Origin of the sequence: Wukongibacter baidiensis (assembly GCF_050888315.1) — a bacterium.
In the GTDB taxonomy this organism is placed as follows: Bacteria; Bacillota; Clostridia; order Peptostreptococcales; family Caminicellaceae; genus Wukongibacter; species Wukongibacter baidiensis.
On record NZ_CP138202.1, the window covers coordinates 1,177,190 to 1,198,707 of the forward strand.

The window sequence follows — 21,518 nt, forward strand, 5'->3', positions numbered from 1 at the left end:
ACATATTATATAATACACCTGAATAGTATTATATCATTTAATTTGGGAGGGGAATATATGTCTTTAATTACTTCAAAAGAAATATTTAGAAAAGCTTATGAAGGCAAATATGCAATTGGAGCTTTTAACGTAAATAACATGGAGATTATCCAAGGAATAGTTGAAGCAGCGCAGGCAGAAAAGGCTCCTTTAATTCTACAGGTTTCTGCTGGAGCAAGAAAGTATGCCAGACCTACATATCTAAGAAAATTGGTTGAAGCTGCTATTGAAGATACAGGCCTCGATGTAGTTCTTCACCTAGATCATGGTGAAGATTTTGAAATATGTAAGCAATGTATTGATGATGGGTTCACATCAGTTATGATCGATGGTTCAAAACATCCATTTGAAAAAAATATTGAGTTAACTAAAAGAGTAGTTGATTACGCCCATGGAAAAGGTGTGGTAGTTGAAGCTGAGCTAGGCAGACTTGCTGGCGTTGAGGATGATGTAAACGTTAGCGCAAGGGATGCTTCATATACCGATCCTGATCAAGCAGTGGAATTTGTTGAAAGAACTGGTGTAGATTCTTTAGCTATAGCTATAGGCACAAGTCACGGAGCATACAAATTTAAGGGTGAACCAATGCTTGATTTTGAAAGACTTGAAAAAATAAGTAATATGCTTCCAAATTTCCCTCTAGTACTTCATGGAGCATCAACAGTTATTCCCAAATTTGTTATGGCTTGTAATGAATATGGAGGAAATATCCCGGGAGCAAAGGGTGTACCAGAAGATATGCTAAGTAGAGCTGCAAAATTAGGAGTCTGCAAAATAAATATTGATACTGATCTTAGACTTGCTATGACAGCTGCTATAAGAAAATACCTAGTAGAAAATCCAGATGTATTTGATCCTAGGAAGTATTTAGGTAAAGGAAGAGATGCAATAGAGGAAATGGTTAAGCATAAAATTAGAAATGTGTTAGGATGTAGTAATACACTTTAGGGGTGGGGTGTCTCAGAATGGCGAATTTCTGCGTTATTTGAAATATTCACCGACTTGGCACGTACGTCAGTACTAGCCAAACCGGTGAAATTTCAAAACCTTGAACTTCACTCATTCTGAAACACCCCGGGGCTGAACTCATAAGAGATCCTTATGAGACAGCCCCATTATAGCACTTTTGCTAGAAAATCCTTTGTTCTTGGGTGTTTAGGATTATCGAAAATTTCATGCGGGGTACCTTGTTCCACTATTTTTCCATCGTCCATAAATAGTACCCTTGTAGCTACTTCCTTAGCAAAACCCATCTCATGGGTAACAACTACCATGGTCATACCTTCGTTAGCCAACTCCTTCATAACCTCCAATACCTCCCCAACCATTTCAGGGTCAAGTGCTGAAGTTGGTTCATCAAAGAGCATTACATCGGGAGACATAGCCAGCGCCCTAGCAATTGCTATTCTCTGTTTCTGTCCTCCAGAGAGTTGTATCGGATAACTGTCAGCTTTATCTTCTAATCCAATTCTTTTTAATAAATTAAAGGCTATTTTTTCTGCATCTTGCTTTTTCATGTTTTTCACATATATAGGAGCTAAAGTGATATTCTCCAATACGGTTTTATGAGGAAATAGATTAAATTGCTGAAATACCATGCCCATTTTTTCTCGCAACTTGTTGATATCATTTCTTTTATCAGTTATTGAGATGTCCTCGAAAATAATTTCTCCACTTGTAGGATCCTCAAGTAGATTTAGACACCTTAAGAATGTACTTTTACCTGATCCACTTGGACCTATAATAACTACAACTTCTCCCTTTTCTACATGTTCATTAATATTTTTTAAAACATGTAATTCTCCAAACTTTTTATCCAGATTAAATATTTGAATCACCAGCACGCAACCTCCCCTCAAGTATATTTACTAGCTTAGATAGACTAAATGTAATGACAAAATATATAATTGCTACAACAAAAAGTGGCGCAAATGGCTTATAGGATATCCCTCTTACAGTATCAGCATTATACATCAAATCATGTATTCCAATAACAGAAACAATAGCCGATTCTTTTACAAGAACTATAAATTCATTCCCTAAGGCCGGTAAAATGTTTTTAAATGCCTGTGGAATAATAATAAATCTCATAGCCATACCATGGGGCATACCCAACGATCTTGCTGCTTCCATCTGACCTTTATCAATAGATTGAATCCCTGCTCGTATAATTTCTGCCACATAGGCTGCGCTATTTAATGCTACTGCAATTATAGCTAATGATAAATCTGGAAATGGTATACCAGTAACTTTAGGTAATCCAATATATATAATAAATAGCTGTACTAATAGCGGAGTACCTCTAACAATCTCAATATATGCTGATGCAGGTATCCTCAAGATAGGCTTCTTTGACATCTTCATTAAGGATAATAAAACCCCTAATATCACTCCAAAGATCACACCAAAGAATGAAATAAATAAGGTCACTCCTGTTCCACTAATAAAAAACTTATAATATTTAGATAAAAAAACTAAGTCCAATACTACTACCTCCCAGCAATTCATGTCTCTGTGGAAATCTTAATATTTCCTATTTCTACAAGTGAATATTATACATCTTTTTTGAATATTTATTCATAATAATTTAATATTTATTCAAAAGTTTTTGGGGCTGTCTCATTAAGGTTTCATATGAGACACCCCCTAGATTTATTCTTCTTCAGCTAGTTTCGTTGCTTCTGAAATAAATTGATCAATTTTACCTTCTGCCATTAATTTATCTAATGTTTCATTAATTGCATTAACTAGATCTTCATTACCTTTATTTATTGCCGCTGCAACTCCTTCTTCTGTTCCAAAGGATATCTCAGGCACATAAAGCTTAGGGTTACTTTTCGCATAGGCAGTTGCAACTGGATTAACAAGTATAATAGCATCAACTTTATTATTATCTAGCTCTAGTACAAGGTCAGTAATTTTACTTATTCCCTTTACCTTTGCACCATCAATACTATTTGCAATCTCCTCTTGTATAGTTGCCTTCTGTGCACCTACTACGACTCCTTTGAAGTCTTCTTTAGTTTTAAACTTATCTGCGTCTTCGGCTCTTATTAAAACACTTTGTTCTGCTTGATAATACTTATTTGTAAAGTCAACGCTCTGCGCTCTTTCTTCTGTCGGTACCATTCCAGCAACAATAAAGTCAATTTTATCAGCTACTAAAGCTGCTAATAAACCGTCAAATTTCATATCCTTTATTTCAAGTTCCACACCTAGGTCATCGGCAATTGCCTTTGCGATTTCAATATCAAATCCTACAATCGTATCCTTCCCATCAATTTCTTTATGGAATTCATATGGTGGATAATCTGCCGCAGTACCTAATACAATTTTTCCAGCCTTTTTAATTTTGTCTAGTTTCGTTGTTTCTGCCTTTGCTGTTTCAGCTGCCTCTGTATTTGTTGTTTCTGATTTTACTTCCTTTGAACATCCTGCTAATCCAAGTATTAATGATAATACTATTAAAACAGTTAAAACTTTTCTAATTCCATTTCCAAACATATTATTGTCCTCCCTTTAATCTTTATCATCTTTTATATTGCAATATTATACATTAATATTTATTTTTATGCAATAGTTTGTTAAAATTTTTTAGTTATTTCCTATTTTCTCTTTCAAGCTCTACTTAACAAATGCATAAAAATAACCTATTCTTTTACAAATAGGTTATTTTTATGAGTTTGATTTATTTTTCATTACATTTTTTCTGGTTCTTCGTACTCTTCTCCAAATAGTTCAACAGTTACTTCCTTCATTCTTTGCTCATCTAATGGTCTATCCATATGATTTGTATCAACCTCTGCAATCTTGTTTACCTCTTCCATTCCTTCGATTACCTTTCCAAAAGCTGCATATTGTCCATCTAGGTGAGGTGAATTCTTATGCATAATGAAGAATTGAGATCCCGCAGAATTTGGATTCATTGCCCTTGCCATAGAGATTACCCCTTCTGTATGTACTAGGTCATTATCAAATCCGTTTCTTGAAAACTCACCCTTTATTGAATAACCTGGTCCACCTGTTCCAGTTCCCTCAGGGCATCCACCTTGAATCATAAAGCCCTTAATTACTCTATGGAATATTAATCCATTGTAATATCCCTTATTCACAAGAGAAACAAAGTTTTTTACAGTATTTGGAGCAACATCTGGATATAACTCTACCTTTATTTGGCTCCCATTTTCCATTGTTATCGTAACCACTGGATTCTTTTTCATATTATCGTCCTTTCTTCCACAGAGAGTTCCAAGTAAATATTAATTTATACATATCAAAATATCCGATGTTTCTAGAGAGTTTTGATGTGCATAAATTAAAGTTTTGACTGGAATCTCTATATTTAAATTTATGTAAGCATATATATTATATACTAATTTAGGCTAAAAGTTACTATTAAACCCGGATTATTCATGAAAAATTTATCAAGGGCTGTCCCATAAGATAATCTCATGAGTCCAACCCCCTGTATTTCTAAAAATTTGTAGTCTAGAGACATATCCTAAAAGACATTTAATTCATACTTTTTAAATATACACTTAGCCGCCTCTATCATGTTCTCATCGGGTGGATCAGTTTCCTTCAACTTGTATTCATATCCTAGTTCTTCCCATTTATACTCTCCCATCTTGTGAAATGGAAGAATTTCTACTTTTTCAATGTTTTGTAGTTTGCCTAGAAAGGCCGCTAATTCTTCAATTTCATCAAAATCATCGGTTAAGCCTGGAACTAATACATATCTTACCCACATCGGCTTATTAATCTCCGAAAGATATTTCGCAAACTCTAACGTCGGTGTAATAGATGCTCCAGTCAACTCTTTATAACGCTGAGTCCTGAAGGACTTTATATCAAGAAGTACTAGATCAGTATATTCAATAACTCTTTCGACAGCTGATAGATTAATACAACCGGAGGTATCCAATGCTGTATGAATCTCTTCTTCCTTGCATCTTTTAAATAATTCCTCAAGAAAGCCATGCTGTATTAAAGCCTCACCACCACTGGCTGTAACCCCTCCACCGGAAAATTTCATAAAGGATTTATATTTGATTATATCTTCCATTAGTTCATCAACTGTTACTTTTTTCCCTTCATCAATTTTCCATGTATCTGGATTATGACAGTATTGGCATCTTAGAGGGCATCCTTGAAAAAAAATAACATAACGGATTCCAGGCCCATCTAATGTACCACAGGTTTCGACTGAATGAATCTTTCCCAAGATATCCATATTAATCACCAACTTTTAGCTTGAATAATTTTCAAAATTTCATTTCTAAAAACGTTCATGGAAGGTTCTCTTAAGAACATCTAGCTGCTGCTCTCTTGTTAATTTTATAAAGTTTACAGCATATCCTGATACACGGATCGTAAGCTGTGGATATTCCTCTGGATGCTCCATTGCATCCATCAATGTTTCCTTATTTAGAACATTAACATTTATATGATGTCCTAAGTCATGGAAGTAGCCATCAAGTATACCAGCTAAATTTCCAATCCTATCTCCCTCGTTTTTACCTAAAGCATTTGGTACAATTGAAAATGTATATGAAATACCATCTTCACAATGCTGATATGGTAGTTTTGCTACGGAAGCCATAGATGCAACTGCTCCCTTTTCATCTCTTCCATGCATAGGATTTGCGCCCGGTGCAAATGGTTCTCCACCTTTTCTTCCGTCCGGAGTACTTCCAGTTTTCTTACCATACACAACATTTGATGTTATTGTTAAGATGGATAAAGTAGGTACAGAGCTTCTATATGTCTTATGTTTACGCAGTTTATTCATAAATGTTTTTACAATATCAGCAGCTATATCATCGACTCTATCATCATTATTACCGAATGCAGGGTAATCACCTTCTACTTCATAATCTACAGCTAAGCCTTCTTCATTTCTTATTACTCTAACCTTAGCGTGCTTTATTGCTGCCAATGAGTCTGCAACTACAGAAAGTCCTGCTATACCACAAGCCGAAGTTCTTAATACATCCTTATCATGTAATGCCATTTGCAGTTTTTCATAGTTGTATTTGTCATGCATAAAGTGAATAATGTTTAGTGTGTTAATATAAAGCTGGGCAAGCCAATCCATTACTTGATCAAACTTTCTGATTACTTCATCATAATCTAGATACTCTGAAGTAATCGGAGCGTATTCAGGACCAATTTGCTCCCCTGACTTCTCGTCCTTTCCTCCATTTATCGCGTATAACATGGCTTTTGCTAAGTTTGCTCTGGCACCGAAAAATTGCATCTGTTTCCCAATCTTCATTGCAGATACACAACAAGCAATACCGTAGTCATCACCAAAGCTTTCTCTCATCAAGTCATCATTTTCATACTGTATTGAACTAGTATCTATGGATACTTTAGAGCAATATCTCTTAAAGTTTTCAGGAAGCTTTGTGGACCATAGCACAGTTAAGTTAGGTTCAGGAGCTGGTCCAAGATTGTATAGGGTATGAAGTATCCTATAGCTAGTTTTGGTAACTAATGTTCTACCATCTACACCCATACCTCCAATTACCTCTGTTACCCATGTTGGATCTCCTGAGAATAATTGATTATACTCTGGTGTTCTTAGGAAACGTACCATACGAAGCTTCATAACAAAATGATCCACTATCTCTTGAGCTTCTATCTCTGTCAGCACTCCGTTTTTAATATCTCTTTGAAAGTATATATCTAGAAAACTTGATACACGGCCTAAAGACATTGCCGCTCCATCTTGCTCTTTTATTGCACCAAGGTATCCAAAATACGTCCACTGTACTGCTTCCCTTGCATTTGCAGCTGGCCTTGATATATCTAATCCATAACCATCAGCCATTTCCTTAAGCTCATGTAGTGCTTTTATTTGATCAGCAATTTCTTCTCTAAGTCTTACAACACTCGACTCCATATATTCCATTTCTAACTGCTTCTTTTCTTTTTTCTTCTCTTCTATTAATCTATTGATTCCGTATAGTGCAACCCTTCTGTAGTCTCCTATAATTCTTCCACGACCATATGCATCTGGCAATCCTGTTATTACCCCAGATTTTCTTGCTTTCTTCATGTCATCGGTATAGGCGTCAAAAACACCTTCGTTATGGGTCTTTCTATAGTGCGAAAATATTTCTTCCGTCTGTTTATCTAATTCATAATCATAAGCTTCAAGAGCCCTTTTAACGACTCTAAGTCCTCCAAATGGTATAATACCTCTCTTAAGTGGTTTGTCTGTCTGTAAGCCTACAATCTGTTCTAATTCTTTATCAATATATCCAGGACCATGTGAAGTTACTCTAGATACTTTCTTAGTCTCTACACCTAGGATTCCCTTTTCTCTTTCTTCCTTCATTAGGTCAAGAACTTCGCCCCATAATTTCTGTGTTCTTTCTGTTACTCCAGCTAAAAACTCTTCATTTCCTTCATAGGGTGTATAGTTTCGTTGAATAAAGTCACGAACATCAATTTCTTTTATCCAGTTACCGCTTTTAAACTCTTTCCATTCTATCATGATTAGCACATCCTTTCATGTAAGTAAAAGCTTTGGTTTAATTAGTAAAATTACATTTTTTAAGTTCATTATTTCTTCTTTAATTATTGTTGTATTATATAATTTAACCTTCAAATAGTATTTTGTATACAGAATACATAATACTATTTGCTATCATTATAATATAATTGATAATTATTTTCAATACCTTTTCTAAAAATACATTTTAAATTTTATTAATTTATCTGATTCTTAATATTTCTATTTCACGATGATTACATTCAAAAAAAATAAACAGAATACAAACCAGTTGTATTCTGCCATAATTTAGGTCATTTTTCAAAACGAAGAGATTTAACTTTCTATCTTCATCTCAAAATTATTTATTTCATAGGTGTATAGAAGTTTTGAGTATAATATATGTTGTAATCTCCACCTAGATAAACCCCTACACCTAATCTTTCACAATCCCCTAATATGTTCTTTCTATGTCCAGCCGAGTTCATCCATCCCTCATGGGCAAATATTGCACTAGGTTGACCTCCTGCAATATTCTCTGCCGCCTTAATATATTGAACATTATTTTTTTTCATTCTTTCAAAGGGTGACTTCCCTTCAAGATTCACATGTGAGAAATAACTATGCTTTGCCATATCTTCACTATGATTCCTCGCAACATTTGATATTTTATCATCCCATTTAAAGTAATTCTTATTAAATCTTGCCCTAATGGCATTTGCAAGATCGAAAACCTGTCTCTCGTAGCTTTTCTTTAGTTCATCACTAGCCTCACCAAAGTAACCCTTGAGACTTTCTTCTACTTCTTTATCAATGAGAAGTATAGCCGTTAACGTCTTTTCCTTATGCAAGTCATAAAATATAGTTGTATAGTAATCCTCAATTAAATAAGTATCCGACTCTAAGCTGTCTAGTTTATATATGGTATTCCCCTTTGTGATTCCTGTTAAAGGCTTTCCATAAGTATTCTGAACTTTTTCTTTCGAAGTAGTAGTTTCTATTCCTTTCTTCGATACCCAATTGGATGCATTAGTATATATCCCCACTACTTTATTATTGTTTACCCCCACTTGAATATACTTGCTATAGTCACCATTATAAATATACCATCTAAATCCATATTTGCTTAAATCCTTACGTGTCGGCTGACCTAAAACATTTATTACCTTCTTCTCCGAATCACCTATAGCAATTCCTTGAAATGTAAATTCTTTCTCAATATCTTTATTGTCAGAAGTATTTGAAGTAGAAATTGTAACAATCCTCATATCTCCATCCCAATCCACAGTACACCCTAATTCTTCAGATATAAATCTAACTGGTATCAATGTCCTTCCATCAATAATCATAGCAGGAACATCCAAATCAGTCTTCTTACTATTAACAAATGCCTCTGTACTATCAATCTTCAGTTTTATATTTAGATTATCCTTAATTGCAGAAACCGTTCTACTATCTCCATCCCAACCCACTTCAGCTCCCAAAGCTTCTAAAATCACTCTGAAAGGTACTAATGTTCTACCATTGATTATCATTGGATCTACATCAAAGTTTAGAAAGTGACCCTCAAACTTAACTCTTACATCTTTAGAAGCAGATGTTCTTCCGTAAGCTATCCTTTCCTCAGCTAATGATGTTCTATTTATAGAAATCGATGTTAGTAGACTAAATATAAGCAAGATAAAAAAAGTTTTTCCAATAATTTTTTTCACAAATTCCACTCCTTAAATTTTTATCAATTTATATACTGTTCTTTTTTATTTATTACAAACCCTTTTTTTAATATGTTACAGTAAATGTATATAATGGAATATGTGAAAGGTTCAATCCCCTATTTTTCAATCGATACGTCGGGAGCCAATTTCTCATTGTTCCCCTGACTTATTTTCTCAGCTTTAAAACTCCCAATAAATTCTGATGAATATATCCATCCTGCAAACAAGGCTGTCAGAGGCGCAACTAAAACTAGTCCTATACTCCCAACAACGGTCCTCATGATTTCAGCGCTTACTATCTTAAGATTAATGATTCTTCCAAAGCTAGAGTTCTTAGTCATAAAAAGCATGAGTAGTGTCAAATAACCGCCCGAGTATGCTAGTAATAGAGTTGTTGTCATCGTACCTATTACAGCTTTGCCAACGTTAAAGCCAGAAGCAATTAGCTCCCTGCATTCTATATCAGGCTTTTTTAACTTTATCTCTTCCATGGAAGCCGCTACATCCATGGCTATATCCATGGCTGCCCCAGAAGCACCAATGATTATTGCAGCATAAAATATATGCTTCATATTTAAATCGAGATGCCCACTAAAGATTAACGCCTCTGCAAAGGGTGATGTCATTCCGTAGAGACTTAATCTCTTTCCAAAAAAAACTGTTATTCCTATAGTCACCAGCAATCCACACATGGTCCCTACAAATGCCGCTAAACCCTTCTTAGTAAGCCCAGCAACAGAAAAAATAATGATTCCAGACAATAGGGTCAAAACTAAAGCCGTTAACATTAAAGGTTCTTTTCCTGATAGTAACCCAGGAATTAAAAACTTCCATATAATAAATAAACTTGCTATAAATGAAAATAGTGCTCTAATACCCGTAAAGCCGGCATAAATAATTAGACATAAAACGAAAAGTCCGAAGAGTACTAACTGCCAACCCTGTCTGTAAATATCTATTGCCTTCGCTGCCTTTATTTCATCACCTTCATGTAAAATTGCAATTATGATTTTATCCTCTGGTATATAAAAGTTATCGTAATCTAATTTTCCAACTAATTGATTTATAGTTCTTACCTTTTGCCCCTTAAACTGACCTTCAGTGATTTCCACCATTAAGGACTGATATCCTATTTTAGATATTCCTGATTGTATAACCTCAGATTCATCTGTTTCTAATACTATCCCTTTAACCTCCGCTTGATTATCTAAAATCTTTTCTTCTGGATTTTCATAAGCCAATAAGCCTATTATTAGCATAATCATACTAATTACATATAGAATTGGCATAGCTTTTTTCATAGACTTCACCCCGTAGTTACAAAAAAAGCCGAGATTATCTCTCGGCTTTTTTTCTAAATATTTATAGTTTACTTCGTTAATTCAAAGCCCAATAAGTTTGCCATTGCCTTAGCAATCTCCGTATTATCCTTATATCCTCCAAAGTTTTCTGCTCCAACACCTATTGCTGACATAGGGATAGATGTAGCAGAGTGAGCAAAGGTAGTCCATTCAACATTTGCTCTTTCAGAGATAATGTGTGTAGTCGCAACTGCTACTGGTCCATAGTATGATGGTCCATATACCGCAACATCATATTCTACTTCACTATCGGCTATGTCCATTGCCTTAACAATTTCAGCCTTCTCTTTCTCAGTTAAATCATCTAAACCAAAGTATTCAGCTATATAGCTAAAGTACGCTTCTCTATCTCCATCATACTTCTTAGTTAATACATCATCAACAGATGCTTTTATATCAGTTAACTCATCTAATTTCAAGAAGTAGTTCTTAGCAAATCCGAGTCCCATACCACCGGTTTCATGGTCACCTACAACTACAATTAATGTTTCCTTTGGATGTTTTTTATAAAACTCATATGCCTTACCAAGAGCTTCATCAAATGCTAAAGCATCATTTATTGCTCCCGCAGCATCATTAGCATGACAGGCATGGTCAATTCTTCCACCTTCAACCATTAGGAAAAATCCATTATCATATTTTGTTAGCACTTCTATTCCCTTTTCTGTGATTTCTGCTAGACTTGGACTTTCATTGTTTTGCTTTCTGTCAATCTCATATGGCAAATGTGAGTACGAAAGTGTTGCAATAACCTTCTCCTCGCCAGATGGGTGATACTGTCTAAATTCATTGGAAGAATCTGCACTTTCAAATACCTTGTATCCCTTTTCCGCAAGTTCATTTAAAAGATTTCTATCATCTTCTCTTTTTGACTTACCCCACTTCCAGTTTTGAGGTACAAAATGTCTATTTCCTCCACCTGCAATGAATTCAACTCCGCTATCTACGAATTCTTCTGCTATTTCATTCTCATTATTTCTATTTTCATTATGGGCTACAAATACTGCTGGTGTAGCATGGGTAAGTCTAGTACTAGTTATTATACCTGTAGCTATTCCTTTTTCTTCAGCTGCTTCTACTAAAGTTTTTACATCAGTCCCATCAGGAAGCTTTGACACAACACCGCTATTTGTTTTTTTACCTGTTGCTAAAGCAGTACCTGCTGCTGCTGAGTCAGTAATTAAAGAATCTGAAGAATATGTAGTATTAATACCTGCCGTTGGAAAAGAATTCATTAGTAATTTTGCACTTTTGTCTCCTGTTACTTCTTGCTTGTAGTACTCCGCTATTTGCCTTTGAGCGGCCCCCATACCGTCTCCAATAAAATAGAATACATATTTTGGTGCATCTGCTTTAGGTGCATCTTCCATCGCAAACCCAATTACACCATTGGATACAACTAGTCCAATTAACATAAGTACTGCGACAAACTTTGTAAATGAATTTCTCTTAAACATTTTTTTACCCCCTTGAGTTTATTTATAGTCAGTTGTAGAGCTCTACAACTGCTAAAAACACTATAATTTTTCAATCGTTAAAAAACTAACCTCATCCCCTATTATCTTTGACAACAACACCTTCCTTGTTATTTGTTTGTTACATTTTTGTTATATTTTGATAATTTTGTGATTACATTTTATCATTTTTGTTAAATTTATGCAATAAAATTGATGCCCAATTCTAAATATTCCGAATTTTATTGATGCAATAAGAAGTTTAATTCAATATAAGGGAACATAAAATTTTAATATCTTTTCTCTTTTCTAGAAAATTTCTCCACAACATAAATCTCTAATAGTACTTTAACCTATATGTATAATTGTTTTGTTAAGCTCGTGTTAATATTAAGTAAAATTTTCCTATTTCATATAAGTTATACTTAGTAAATATTTAGATATTCTATTAAGTTCTCTATATCAAATTTAACAAGCCTATAATCTAATTATATTAATTTCTTAATAAAATATGAATTATTATAATTTTCCATGTATTAAAAAAAAGTGAGGAACTATTAAAGTTCCTCATTTGAGACTTTTGACAAACCCAAATTTCTTCGTGGTTGCCTCAAGCAAGAACCCTTACGTATGTCTGTATACGCTGCGGTCTCTTGCTTTCATCACGCCTCGAACTTCAGCTTTCTCAAAAGTCTGTCATCTTGTAGACTTTGTCTACAATCTGAAATGAGGAGCTATTAAAGCTCCTCATTTTCTTTACTATAACTACGACAATATGTTTATAGTCCCTTTTTGTAATTGATTATTTGGTATAAAAAATTTTAACCTAGATGGTAACATTTCAAACTCCACTGGTAAAGGACCGCCATCTTCACCATCTATGTCCATGTGAACATCACAACCTTCTAGGCAATGGACTGACAGCTTATCGGTTTGAAAATATCTTACACTGCTATTATTTATATGCTCTCCTCTCAGTATTTGCAGGAAAATTGAAGCTGTATCAAATATATCTGATTTCTTGAATATACATACATCAAATTTACCATCATTTAGCCCTGCATGGGGCGCAAACTTCTTAAATCCCCCTGCCGACGAAGAGTTAAGTATTGCAAATAACAATACGTCTTCTTCAAAGGATTCTCCATCATATTCAAATCTGTATTTAACAGACTTTAAAAGCTGTTTAGGTATTTCTTTGACAACTTCAGCATAATAAGCAAACTTACCTAAAGCAGTTTTCGAAGCCACCGAAGCCTTTAGAGGAACATCGGTCAACAATCCTGCTGCTGCAACATTTATCAAACACTTATCATTTGCCTTACAAACATCAATATTTACTATTTTTCCATTGCTAAACATATCGCAAATGCCGTCAATATCATTTGGAATACTTAAATACTTAGCAAAGTCATTTACAGTTCCCGCGGGAAAAACAGTTACTGGAGTGTTTATTCCAGCTTTAACAATCCCATTTACCACTTCATTAAGAGTCCCATCACCACCAACAGCAATGATTAGGTCATACTGGCCTTCTTTAATTTTCATTACTTCGTTAAAGGCATCATTTTTTCCTTTAGTATCAAATTTATCTACACATCTAAAAGTGCCCTGTAAAACTAACCTTCCTACAATTGTTTCGAGATACTTTTGTAATGTTGTTCTTCCGGAAGAAGGATTGTTAATAATTTTTACGTTCATGTCAACCTCCATAGAATATAGAGATTCCAGTCAAAACTTTAATTTATACACGTCAAAACGCCCCAGAAACATCGGGTATTTTGATATCCATAAATTAAGATTTACTTGGAACTCTCTAAAGTAAGTTGTCTATAGATCTTATCTTTTATTATAAACAAATTATACTTACTTCACTCTTAAGTACAATTTTTAGCTAGAAAATAATTCTATTTGATTATAATTTCCTACACCTTTATTACATTAGTACAACCATTTTTAGTAGCTATACTTGCTAACTTATCCATCATTTCATCACCAGGAGTATAGCTATCAATCAGCTTTGAACGTACGCCCTTATCTCTATATTTTATTAGCTTATATCTTATAGATGGATCTAGTGATCCTATTAGTTTACTTATCATATCAACATTATTAAAGTTGTCTAAAAGCTCTGGTACTATTACAGTTCTTACCTCATACAGTTTATTTATACTAGCAAGATATTGGATGTTTTTTAGAACGACCTTATTATCCATACCGGTGAGCTTTTTGTGTTCCTCTGAATCATATGACTTGAGATCCACCATAGCCATATCCATAGATTCTATTAGGTCATTCCTTTCATACAATGGTACTGATCCGTTTGTATCAAGAAAGGTGGTTAATCCCTCTTCCTTTGCTCTTCTAAATAGATCTATAACAAATTCTAATTGTAATGTACATTCTCCACCGGATACAGTTATACCTGAAATAAATGATTTTACTCGTAAAATCTCTTTCATGACTTCCAGGGCTGTCATTTTAATAACTTTTGGTGAGCTGGTATTGTCACAAACTTCTAGGCATTTATCACACTCTTTACATAGAAAACTATCCCATTTGACTTTATTATCTATAATCGAAAGGGCTCCGTATGGACAAACGTCTACACATCTACCGCATCCATTACATCGGTTTATAGTCTCAGGATTATGGCAGTATAGACAATTATAATTGCATCCCTGTAAAAAGATGGCTGTTCTATTTCCTGGCCCATCTACAGAGCTAAAGGGAATTATTCTATTAATCAAGCCATTACACATCTTTTTATCATCCTGTCTATAAATCTTTAGTTTTTACTTCCATATACATTATATTGATTTTCACCCTTTGTATCAATATACCCATAATCAGTTGATATACACATCTTGCAGGAGTTTTAATTTAATATCCTTAAGTCCATGTTACATTACTATATTAAACTTCATATACAATTCTTCCATCAACAATTGTCATAGCTACACTTGCGTCCTTAATTCTTTCCTCATCTATTGTAAAGATATCCTCGGACAACACTACCATATCCGCTAATTTTCCTATTTCTAAACTACCTTTAATATTTTCTTCAAAGGATGCATGGGCTCCATTAATTGTGAATATCCGAACTGCTTCCTCTACACTTAATTTTTGTTCAGGCAGCCATCCACCTTGAGGATATTCTCTTAAATCCATTCTTGTTACGGCAGAATAAATGTTTTCAAGTACATTAAAAGCTACGACTGGAGCATCGGACCCTCCAGATACTTTTATCCCTTTGTCAATCATAGTTTTCCAATTATAGGTCTTCTTTGCTTTTTCCTTCCCAACTCTATCTTCAACTATGTGTAAATCATAGTCTAAAAATATTGGCTGTATATAAGCCAACATCTCCTCGTTTTTAAGTCCATCAAGTATTTTCTCATCGGTAATTTGACAATGTACAATCCCATGCCTTGAATCTTCCCTGTTAAATTGCTCCTTTGCATATCTGATGCTTTCTAAAACCATATACATTGCCTTGTCTCCAATAGCATGAATTGCTATTTGCATATTATTTTTATGGGCGATTAAAACCAACTCATTTAATTCATCCTGTGAGTACAAAAGCACTCCTTTTGTAGATGAGTCATCATCGTAGTTATCACATAACCGTGCTGTTCTTGCTCCTAAAGACCCATCAACTAAAAGTTTTAAAGGCCCAATCTTAAATTTTTCACTACCAACACCTGTTCTGTATCCTAATCGTAAGAACTCATTTAAGGTCTCCACATCTGGAAGGAGGCATTGCTCATAAACCCTTATTGGTAATCTTCCTTCCTTTATCAGCTCTTCATAGGCTTTAATAACCTTTTTAAAATCCCTATCTGGCATTGCAGTAAGATCATCGCTTTGAACAGATGTTATTCCACTTTTCAAAAAATCATTAGCCGCAGATACTATGTCACTCTTTATTTCTTCTATTGATGGAATCGTAACGGCCTCATACAATGCATTTATGGCATCTTCCTTAAATATACCTAAATCCCAATCTATATTTTCATTATTGATATTTCTGTTCAACTTCTTCGCAATATCTATCGCAATACTATTTGCTACTGCCATATGCCCACAGGTTCTCGTTAAACAAATTGGATGATCTAAGGATATGTTATCTAAATCATGTCTAGTAGGAAATCTTTTCTCTATGAAATAGTCTTGATTCCATCCCCTTCCCAAAAGCCATTTTCCCCTCTGAATAGCTTTCTCCCTAATATATTTCTTACTGGCTTCAACTAAGTCCTTAATGGATTTGCAATCTCCTAGAGCAAGCTGTCTAGAGGTATATCCGTAATTCAACATATGTATATGACTATCGTTAAATCCAGGCAGCACTAATTTATCATCAAGATCAATAATTTTTGTATGACTTTTTTTTAGGCTCAGTATTTCTTCATTATTACCTATCGCAACAATTTTCCCTTCATCAATACCTATAGCCTGGGCGATTCTCCCTTCACAATCCATCGTTACAACTTTACCATTCATCAAAATTAGCTCCATTATTCATTACCCCCTCTTATGTTTATTATACATTATTATTTAGATCTTTTTGAACATACTATATATGTACCTATAAACCTCACAAGGAGGTGATTTTGTTGTCAAGAAGAAATTTAGTTGTTCCCGAGGCAAGAGCAGCTCTAGATCAGTTCAAGGCTGAAATGGCCAAGGAGTTAGGTATAAGTGATAATAATACTGACTACTTAGCATCCTATCACACTGGGCGTATTACTAAAAGCCTAGTAGAAAAAGGAGAAAGAGAATTGCTAGACAAGTAAATTCTTTTATCACCAAGAAAAGGGAGTGTCTCATAAGATGCTTTTATGAGACACCCCCTTCTCACTATATATTGGACAATTCTTCATGAAACTAATCAGATTTAGGCATAACTTCATAAATAACTAATGAATAGAAAAAAGCATCTGTTCTAAACATCTTTATATCAACTATATTATACCCTTTGTTCTCTTTTAACCATTCATTTATATCGTCTTCAAGTCTTAAAGACCTGCTGCTAAATATTTTTACTTGTCTCACAATTAATTCCTCCTTGTACTCTATTCTAGTCCTAGATTATCTATAGAGGTTTAATAAACAATCTAGGTCTACTATTTACTATGAGGATTATAATTGTTTTATTACATAAAGTTTTTATAGAGCTCATAAAAAAGATGGCTAAAATTATTCAGCCATCCTTTTTCCTATAAGGATTTAAGTAAAAACTTTAATTTATACATGTCCAAAACTCTTAGAAACATCGAGTATTTGTACATATATAAATTAAGTTTTACTATGTAAACCCTATATATATTATTTAATAGGTTTTAACTTAGCAGTGAAGTGTCTTAAAACCTTTGGCTCATAATCAAACTCAAAACCAACTAGTTTATCTGCATTTTTAAATACTTCAATTACTGCATCTGCAACAACATCCATATGTCTATTTGTATAAACTCTTCTTGGAATCGTAAGTCTCATAAGCTCAAGTGGCGATTCAATATTTTCTCCTGTATCCGGGTCCCTTCCTAGTAGGAATGATCCTATTTCAACAGGTCTTACACCTGCAGCTAAGTATACTGCATTACAAACTGCTTGAGCTGGGAATTGATGGTAAGGTATATGTGGACATATTTTCTTACAATCAACAAATACCGCATGACCACCTGTTGGGTATTGTATTGGTACTCCTGCTTCTCTTAATCTATCTCCTAGGTATTTTACTTGTTCCATTCTATACTCTAGGTATTCGAACTCTAATGCCTCTTCTAAACCTACAGCCAAGGCTTCCATATCTCTTCCTGAAAGTCCTCCATAGGTTGGGAATCCTTCTAGCGGTACTACTGTAGAGCGGCATGCTGTATATAGTTCTTCGTCATCCTTTATTGCTATTAAACCACCCATATTTGCTAAACCATCTTTTTTAGAACTCATCATCATTCCATCGGCATAGCTAAACATTTCTTTTGAAATTTCTCTTATTGTCTTATCCTTGTATCCTTCTTCTCTTAATTTGATAAAATATGCATTCTCAGCATATCTTGCAGCATCCATAAATACCTTTAGTCCGTACTTATCAGCTATTTCTTTAACACCCTTTATATTCTTCATTGATACAGGCTGTCCACCAGCTGAGTTACAAGTTACTGTAACAACTATACAAGATATGTCCTCTATATTATTATTCTTTATAAAGTCCTCTACCTTTTCTAGATCAAAATCACCCTTGAAATCATCGTATTCCGTTGTATTGAATGCTTTTTCATCTATTAGGTTTATTGCTCTACCTCCAGCAATCTCTACGTGTGCCTTTGTTGTATCAAAATGCATATTACTTATTACATAGTCACCTGGCTTCTTTATTACATTTGGAAATACAACCTGCTCGGCTCCTCTACCTTGATGAGTAGGTATTACATATTTATAACCTGTGATGTTCTTTGCAACTTCTTCTAGTCTATAAAAACTTCTACTTCCTGCATAGGATTCGTCTCCCATCATTAATCCTGCCCACTGTCTGTCACTCATCGCTCCTGTACCACTGTCAGTCAATAGGTCTATATATACGTCCTCTGCTCTAAGTGCAAATGGATTGTATCCCGCTTCCTTTAATCTTGCTTCTCTTTCTTCTCTTGGTATAAGTCGTATAGGTTCCACCATCTTAATTTTAAAAGGTTCTGCTTTTCTGATTTCCATTATTTTAACCTCCTCAATAATTATTATCACAATAATATTCAAAAAAATTCATAATTAAATCTCCACTAATTACATTAGCAATTGTCATGCCAACTTTTATAATAGGCTGAAACCATTAATATTAGCATATAGAATTTATTCCATCCAAAAAATAGAAAAAAACAATGTAAAACATTGTTACACTATTTTTTCCTATAATTCTATATACTACTTAAATTACACGCTTCTATGCCAATGTAATATTTCGTTACATGTTTCATAGTTTTACATTATACTTCTTAATCATCCTATACACGGTAGGTCTAGACAATCCCAAAATTTCTGCAGTCTTCTTTTTATTTCCCTTTGTTTGCTTTAATGTTTTTATTAGTATCTCCTTATTTATTTCCTTAAGCTCACTTTTTATAATTGCATTTTCTTCCTCTAGCTTTATACCAGCCTTTAGTAAATCTTCCTCGGTTATTATATCACCATCACAAATAAATAAAGCACGTGCAACAATATTTTCAAGTTCTCTTATATTTCCAGGCCACTCATACCTAAGCAATAACCTTTTCCCTTCCTGGTTTACTCCCTTTACTTGTTTTCCCATACCCATACCAATCTTTTTTATGAAATAGTCCGTTAACAGTAATACATCATCTTCTCTATCCCTTAGAGGAGGAATCTCTAAAAACAGAACCTTTAGTCTATAGTATAGGTCTTCTCTAAATTCTCCGTTTTTAACCATTTGGTATAAATTTCTATTGGTTGCTGCAATAATTTTCACATCTATATTTATTGGTTTATTTCCGCCTATTCTAAATAATGTCCTAGTTTCTAATACTCTTAAAAGCTTGGCCTGTAAATGAAGCTGCATTTCTCCAATTTCATCGAGAAATAATGTTCCACCGTTTGCTAGTTCAAACTTTCCAATCTTACCACCTTTTTTTGCTCCAGTAAATGCGCCTTCTTCATATCCAAATAATTCACTGTCCACAAGTTCTAAGGGGAAGTTTGCGCAGTTAATTGCTACGAATGACTCATTTCTTCTTTTACTAAAATTGTGAATCGATTGTGCAAACAATTCTTTTCCAGTACCACTTTCTCCCTGAATATAAACATTTGCATCACTTAGAGAAAAGCTTTTGGCTAGTCCAATTTTTTCTTTCAAAACACTACTTTCACCAATAATATTTTGAAACTTATATGAAACATTTTGACCGACCAAGGTATTAGCCAACTTTGTAGATCTTTTTATTCCTCTAAAAATATCTATTGTACCTATTAAATCCTTTCCATCGTTAAATACAGGATAGGTAGAATTTATAAGATGAACCGTTTCCTTTTTATATTTGGGAAAATAATCTTCATCTATTATACTCTTTTTGTCTCTTCTAATCCTTTTTAGTATCGGCTTATATTCTGGTGAGATCTCCCTTGTGCCATTTTTTATTTCTTCTTTTTTTATGCCTAAGATATCACAGCAGGCTTTATTTACATAGGTAATTCTTCCGTTCAGATCACTTGTCGATATTCCTTCGTCAATGGAATCCAAATATTTTAACAGAAAGTTATTGCTTTGATTATATCTTTTTAAAAGTTCAATGGACTTATTAACCTTTAAGGTAACAGCCTCTAACATTCCTTCAATATCATCATTGATTTCTTCTTCAGTAATAAAACAAAGCGAAAATCTTTCTTTATTATATTCTTTAGTTGAAGTTTTTAAATAATGAATAGAAAATCTATTTTTATCAAGTTTTAAGGTTTTACCAATTTCTATTTTTTCTTTAGATGGTAATGTTAAAGATCTACCAACAAAGCTTTTTTTTGATCTATCATGTTTATTGGTATTTCTCACAATATCTCTATCATCTAACAACAAAAGTATACCACTTAAACTTTGGGAGTTGATATTGTAAAGTTCGAAGGCATCATTAATAATTTGAAATTCTTCATTATTTCTTTTACTATTATCTCTACTTAGTATTGAATCTAGGTATTGAACTATTTCATGACTTGACATCTTAACACCTACTCGAGCTTTGATTTTCAATTCTTCCTTCATATTTCTAATAACAAAATGACATTACTTAGTATCTTATGGTAGCTTTAATTAATTTCGACTGAGTATCACCATCATTATGCACCTTAAAATCTCGATGATTGAAATTGTGCTCTGAAGTTATTAAAATAATATCTCCCTTATTCAATCTAAAGGATTCATTGTTAGCTATATCTACTCTAGTTTGTCCATCTACACAATAGATAGCTTGAGTTTCCTTAAGAAACTTATCAATTTCCTTATCAAAAGTAATTTTCTTTGTTTTTCCCTTTAAGAGATGGATAGCTTCTAGACTTCCATCACAGTCTTCGCTGGTCATAAGGTTAAAGTCTATTACCCTTCCATAGCTTTTGGTTTTCCAGCTTCCACTAAAGGAATCTTGATCGAAAGGGTTTAGTACACTTTTATGGTGCCCTTCATGTTCTAATTTTAACTGACCTTCAATTATCATAATAATTCTATCAATGCCTGGAAGAGAGGTAAAATCCGATTCATCTACGTCTACCTTGGCCGAACTCAATCTCCACTTAAAATTTCTCTCACTATATATTGCATCCTTTGGATGAATTGCAAGCTGTGTTGTAGTTCCTCCTGACCAGTTATTAGTTTTAAGTTGATTTTTTTTGATCAATTCTATCTCATATGCCATATTTATCAGTACCTTTCATCCTTAATGTTTATATCGTTTAT

Annotated in this window: 18 protein-coding genes; 2 read left to right on the top strand and 16 right to left on the bottom strand. The window is 33.9% G+C overall.

Annotated features, from left to right (window positions below):
- Nucleotides 1-57 precede the first annotated feature (57 nt).
- On the top strand, nt 58-987 hold the full coding sequence (gene fba, locus R9X47_RS05625; protein ID WP_432665751.1) for a class II fructose-1,6-bisphosphate aldolase: 930 nt from the start codon (nt 58-60) through the stop codon (nt 985-987).
- Between the two features lie 167 nt (nt 988-1,154).
- On the opposite strand, the gene R9X47_RS05630 is transcribed toward fba, so the two are convergent.
- The 12 genes from R9X47_RS05630 to R9X47_RS05685 all read right to left on the bottom strand — a co-directional run bounded on the left by R9X47_RS05630 (nt 1,155) and on the right by R9X47_RS05685 (nt 16,588).
- The gene (locus R9X47_RS05630) at nt 1,155-1,877 is read right to left on the bottom strand and encodes an amino acid ABC transporter ATP-binding protein (RefSeq protein ID WP_432665752.1); all 723 of its coding nucleotides are present in this window, start codon (nt 1,875-1,877) and stop codon (nt 1,155-1,157) included.
- On the bottom strand, nt 1,861-2,523 hold the full coding sequence (locus R9X47_RS05635) for an amino acid ABC transporter permease (protein ID WP_432665753.1): 663 nt from the start codon (nt 2,521-2,523) through the stop codon (nt 1,861-1,863). Before R9X47_RS05635 ends, R9X47_RS05630 begins: the two co-directional genes overlap by 17 nt.
- A gap of 168 nt (nt 2,524-2,691) precedes the next feature.
- A complete protein-coding gene (locus R9X47_RS05640) occupies nt 2,692-3,543 on the bottom strand; it encodes a transporter substrate-binding domain-containing protein (protein WP_432665754.1) in 852 nt (283 codons plus the stop codon).
- 194 nt (nt 3,544-3,737) lie between these two features.
- Complete coding sequence (locus R9X47_RS05645) at nt 3,738-4,259, bottom strand: peptidylprolyl isomerase (RefSeq protein WP_432665755.1); 522 nt, start codon at nt 4,257-4,259, stop codon at nt 3,738-3,740.
- Nucleotides 4,260-4,540: 281 nt separating this feature from the next.
- Complete coding sequence (pflA, locus tag R9X47_RS05650; protein ID WP_432665756.1) at nt 4,541-5,272, bottom strand: pyruvate formate-lyase-activating protein; 732 nt, start codon at nt 5,270-5,272, stop codon at nt 4,541-4,543.
- Nucleotides 5,273-5,317: 45 nt separating this feature from the next.
- Nucleotides 5,318-7,543 carry a formate C-acetyltransferase gene (gene pflB / locus R9X47_RS05655; protein ID WP_432665757.1) on the bottom strand — a complete coding sequence of 742 codons (2,226 nt, stop codon included), beginning with the start codon at nt 7,541-7,543 and terminating at the stop codon, nt 5,318-5,320.
- A gap of 362 nt (nt 7,544-7,905) precedes the next feature.
- Nucleotides 7,906-9,252: a stalk domain-containing protein gene (locus R9X47_RS05660; RefSeq protein ID WP_432665758.1), complete on the bottom strand. Its 1,347-nt coding sequence runs from the start codon at nt 9,250-9,252 to the stop codon at nt 7,906-7,908.
- A 119-nt stretch (nt 9,253-9,371) separates the two neighbouring features.
- Complete coding sequence (locus tag R9X47_RS05665) at nt 9,372-10,556, bottom strand: YibE/F family protein (protein ID WP_432665759.1); 1,185 nt, start codon at nt 10,554-10,556, stop codon at nt 9,372-9,374.
- A 68-nt stretch (nt 10,557-10,624) separates the two neighbouring features.
- Nucleotides 10,625-12,073: an alkaline phosphatase gene (locus R9X47_RS05670; protein WP_432665760.1), complete on the bottom strand. Its 1,449-nt coding sequence runs from the start codon at nt 12,071-12,073 to the stop codon at nt 10,625-10,627.
- Nucleotides 12,074-12,835: 762 nt separating this feature from the next.
- Nucleotides 12,836-13,771 (bottom strand): diacylglycerol/lipid kinase family protein, encoded by a 936-nt coding sequence (locus R9X47_RS05675; RefSeq protein WP_432665761.1) that lies wholly within the window; start codon nt 13,769-13,771, stop codon nt 12,836-12,838.
- A gap of 224 nt (nt 13,772-13,995) precedes the next feature.
- Nucleotides 13,996-14,832 carry a YjjW family glycine radical enzyme activase gene (locus tag R9X47_RS05680; RefSeq protein WP_432665762.1) on the bottom strand — a complete coding sequence of 279 codons (837 nt, stop codon included), beginning with the start codon at nt 14,830-14,832 and terminating at the stop codon, nt 13,996-13,998.
- Nucleotides 14,833-14,986: 154 nt separating this feature from the next.
- Nucleotides 14,987-16,588: an amidohydrolase gene (locus R9X47_RS05685; RefSeq protein WP_432665763.1), complete on the bottom strand. Its 1,602-nt coding sequence runs from the start codon at nt 16,586-16,588 to the stop codon at nt 14,987-14,989.
- Between the two features lie 98 nt (nt 16,589-16,686).
- On the opposite strand from R9X47_RS05685, the gene R9X47_RS05690 reads away from it, so the two are divergent.
- Nucleotides 16,687-16,866, top strand: a complete 180-nt coding sequence (locus R9X47_RS05690) for a small, acid-soluble spore protein, alpha/beta type (RefSeq protein ID WP_432665764.1) — start codon at nt 16,687-16,689, stop codon at nt 16,864-16,866.
- A 91-nt stretch (nt 16,867-16,957) separates the two neighbouring features.
- On the opposite strand, the gene R9X47_RS05695 is transcribed toward R9X47_RS05690, so the two are convergent.
- From R9X47_RS05695 to R9X47_RS05710, 4 genes are all read right to left on the bottom strand, one after another.
- The gene (locus R9X47_RS05695; RefSeq protein WP_432665765.1) at nt 16,958-17,125 is read right to left on the bottom strand and encodes a hypothetical protein; all 168 of its coding nucleotides are present in this window, start codon (nt 17,123-17,125) and stop codon (nt 16,958-16,960) included.
- Nucleotides 17,126-17,398: 273 nt separating this feature from the next.
- Entirely contained in the window at nt 17,399-18,781 is a 1,383-nt protein-coding gene (locus R9X47_RS05700) for a tryptophanase (RefSeq protein ID WP_432665766.1), read from the bottom strand.
- 256 nt (nt 18,782-19,037) lie between these two features.
- The gene (locus tag R9X47_RS05705; protein WP_432665767.1) at nt 19,038-20,789 is read right to left on the bottom strand and encodes a sigma-54 interaction domain-containing protein; all 1,752 of its coding nucleotides are present in this window, start codon (nt 20,787-20,789) and stop codon (nt 19,038-19,040) included.
- Between the two features lie 67 nt (nt 20,790-20,856).
- Nucleotides 20,857-21,477 (bottom strand): HutD/Ves family protein, encoded by a 621-nt coding sequence (locus R9X47_RS05710; RefSeq protein WP_432665768.1) that lies wholly within the window; start codon nt 21,475-21,477, stop codon nt 20,857-20,859.
- Nucleotides 21,478-21,518 lie beyond the last annotated feature (41 nt).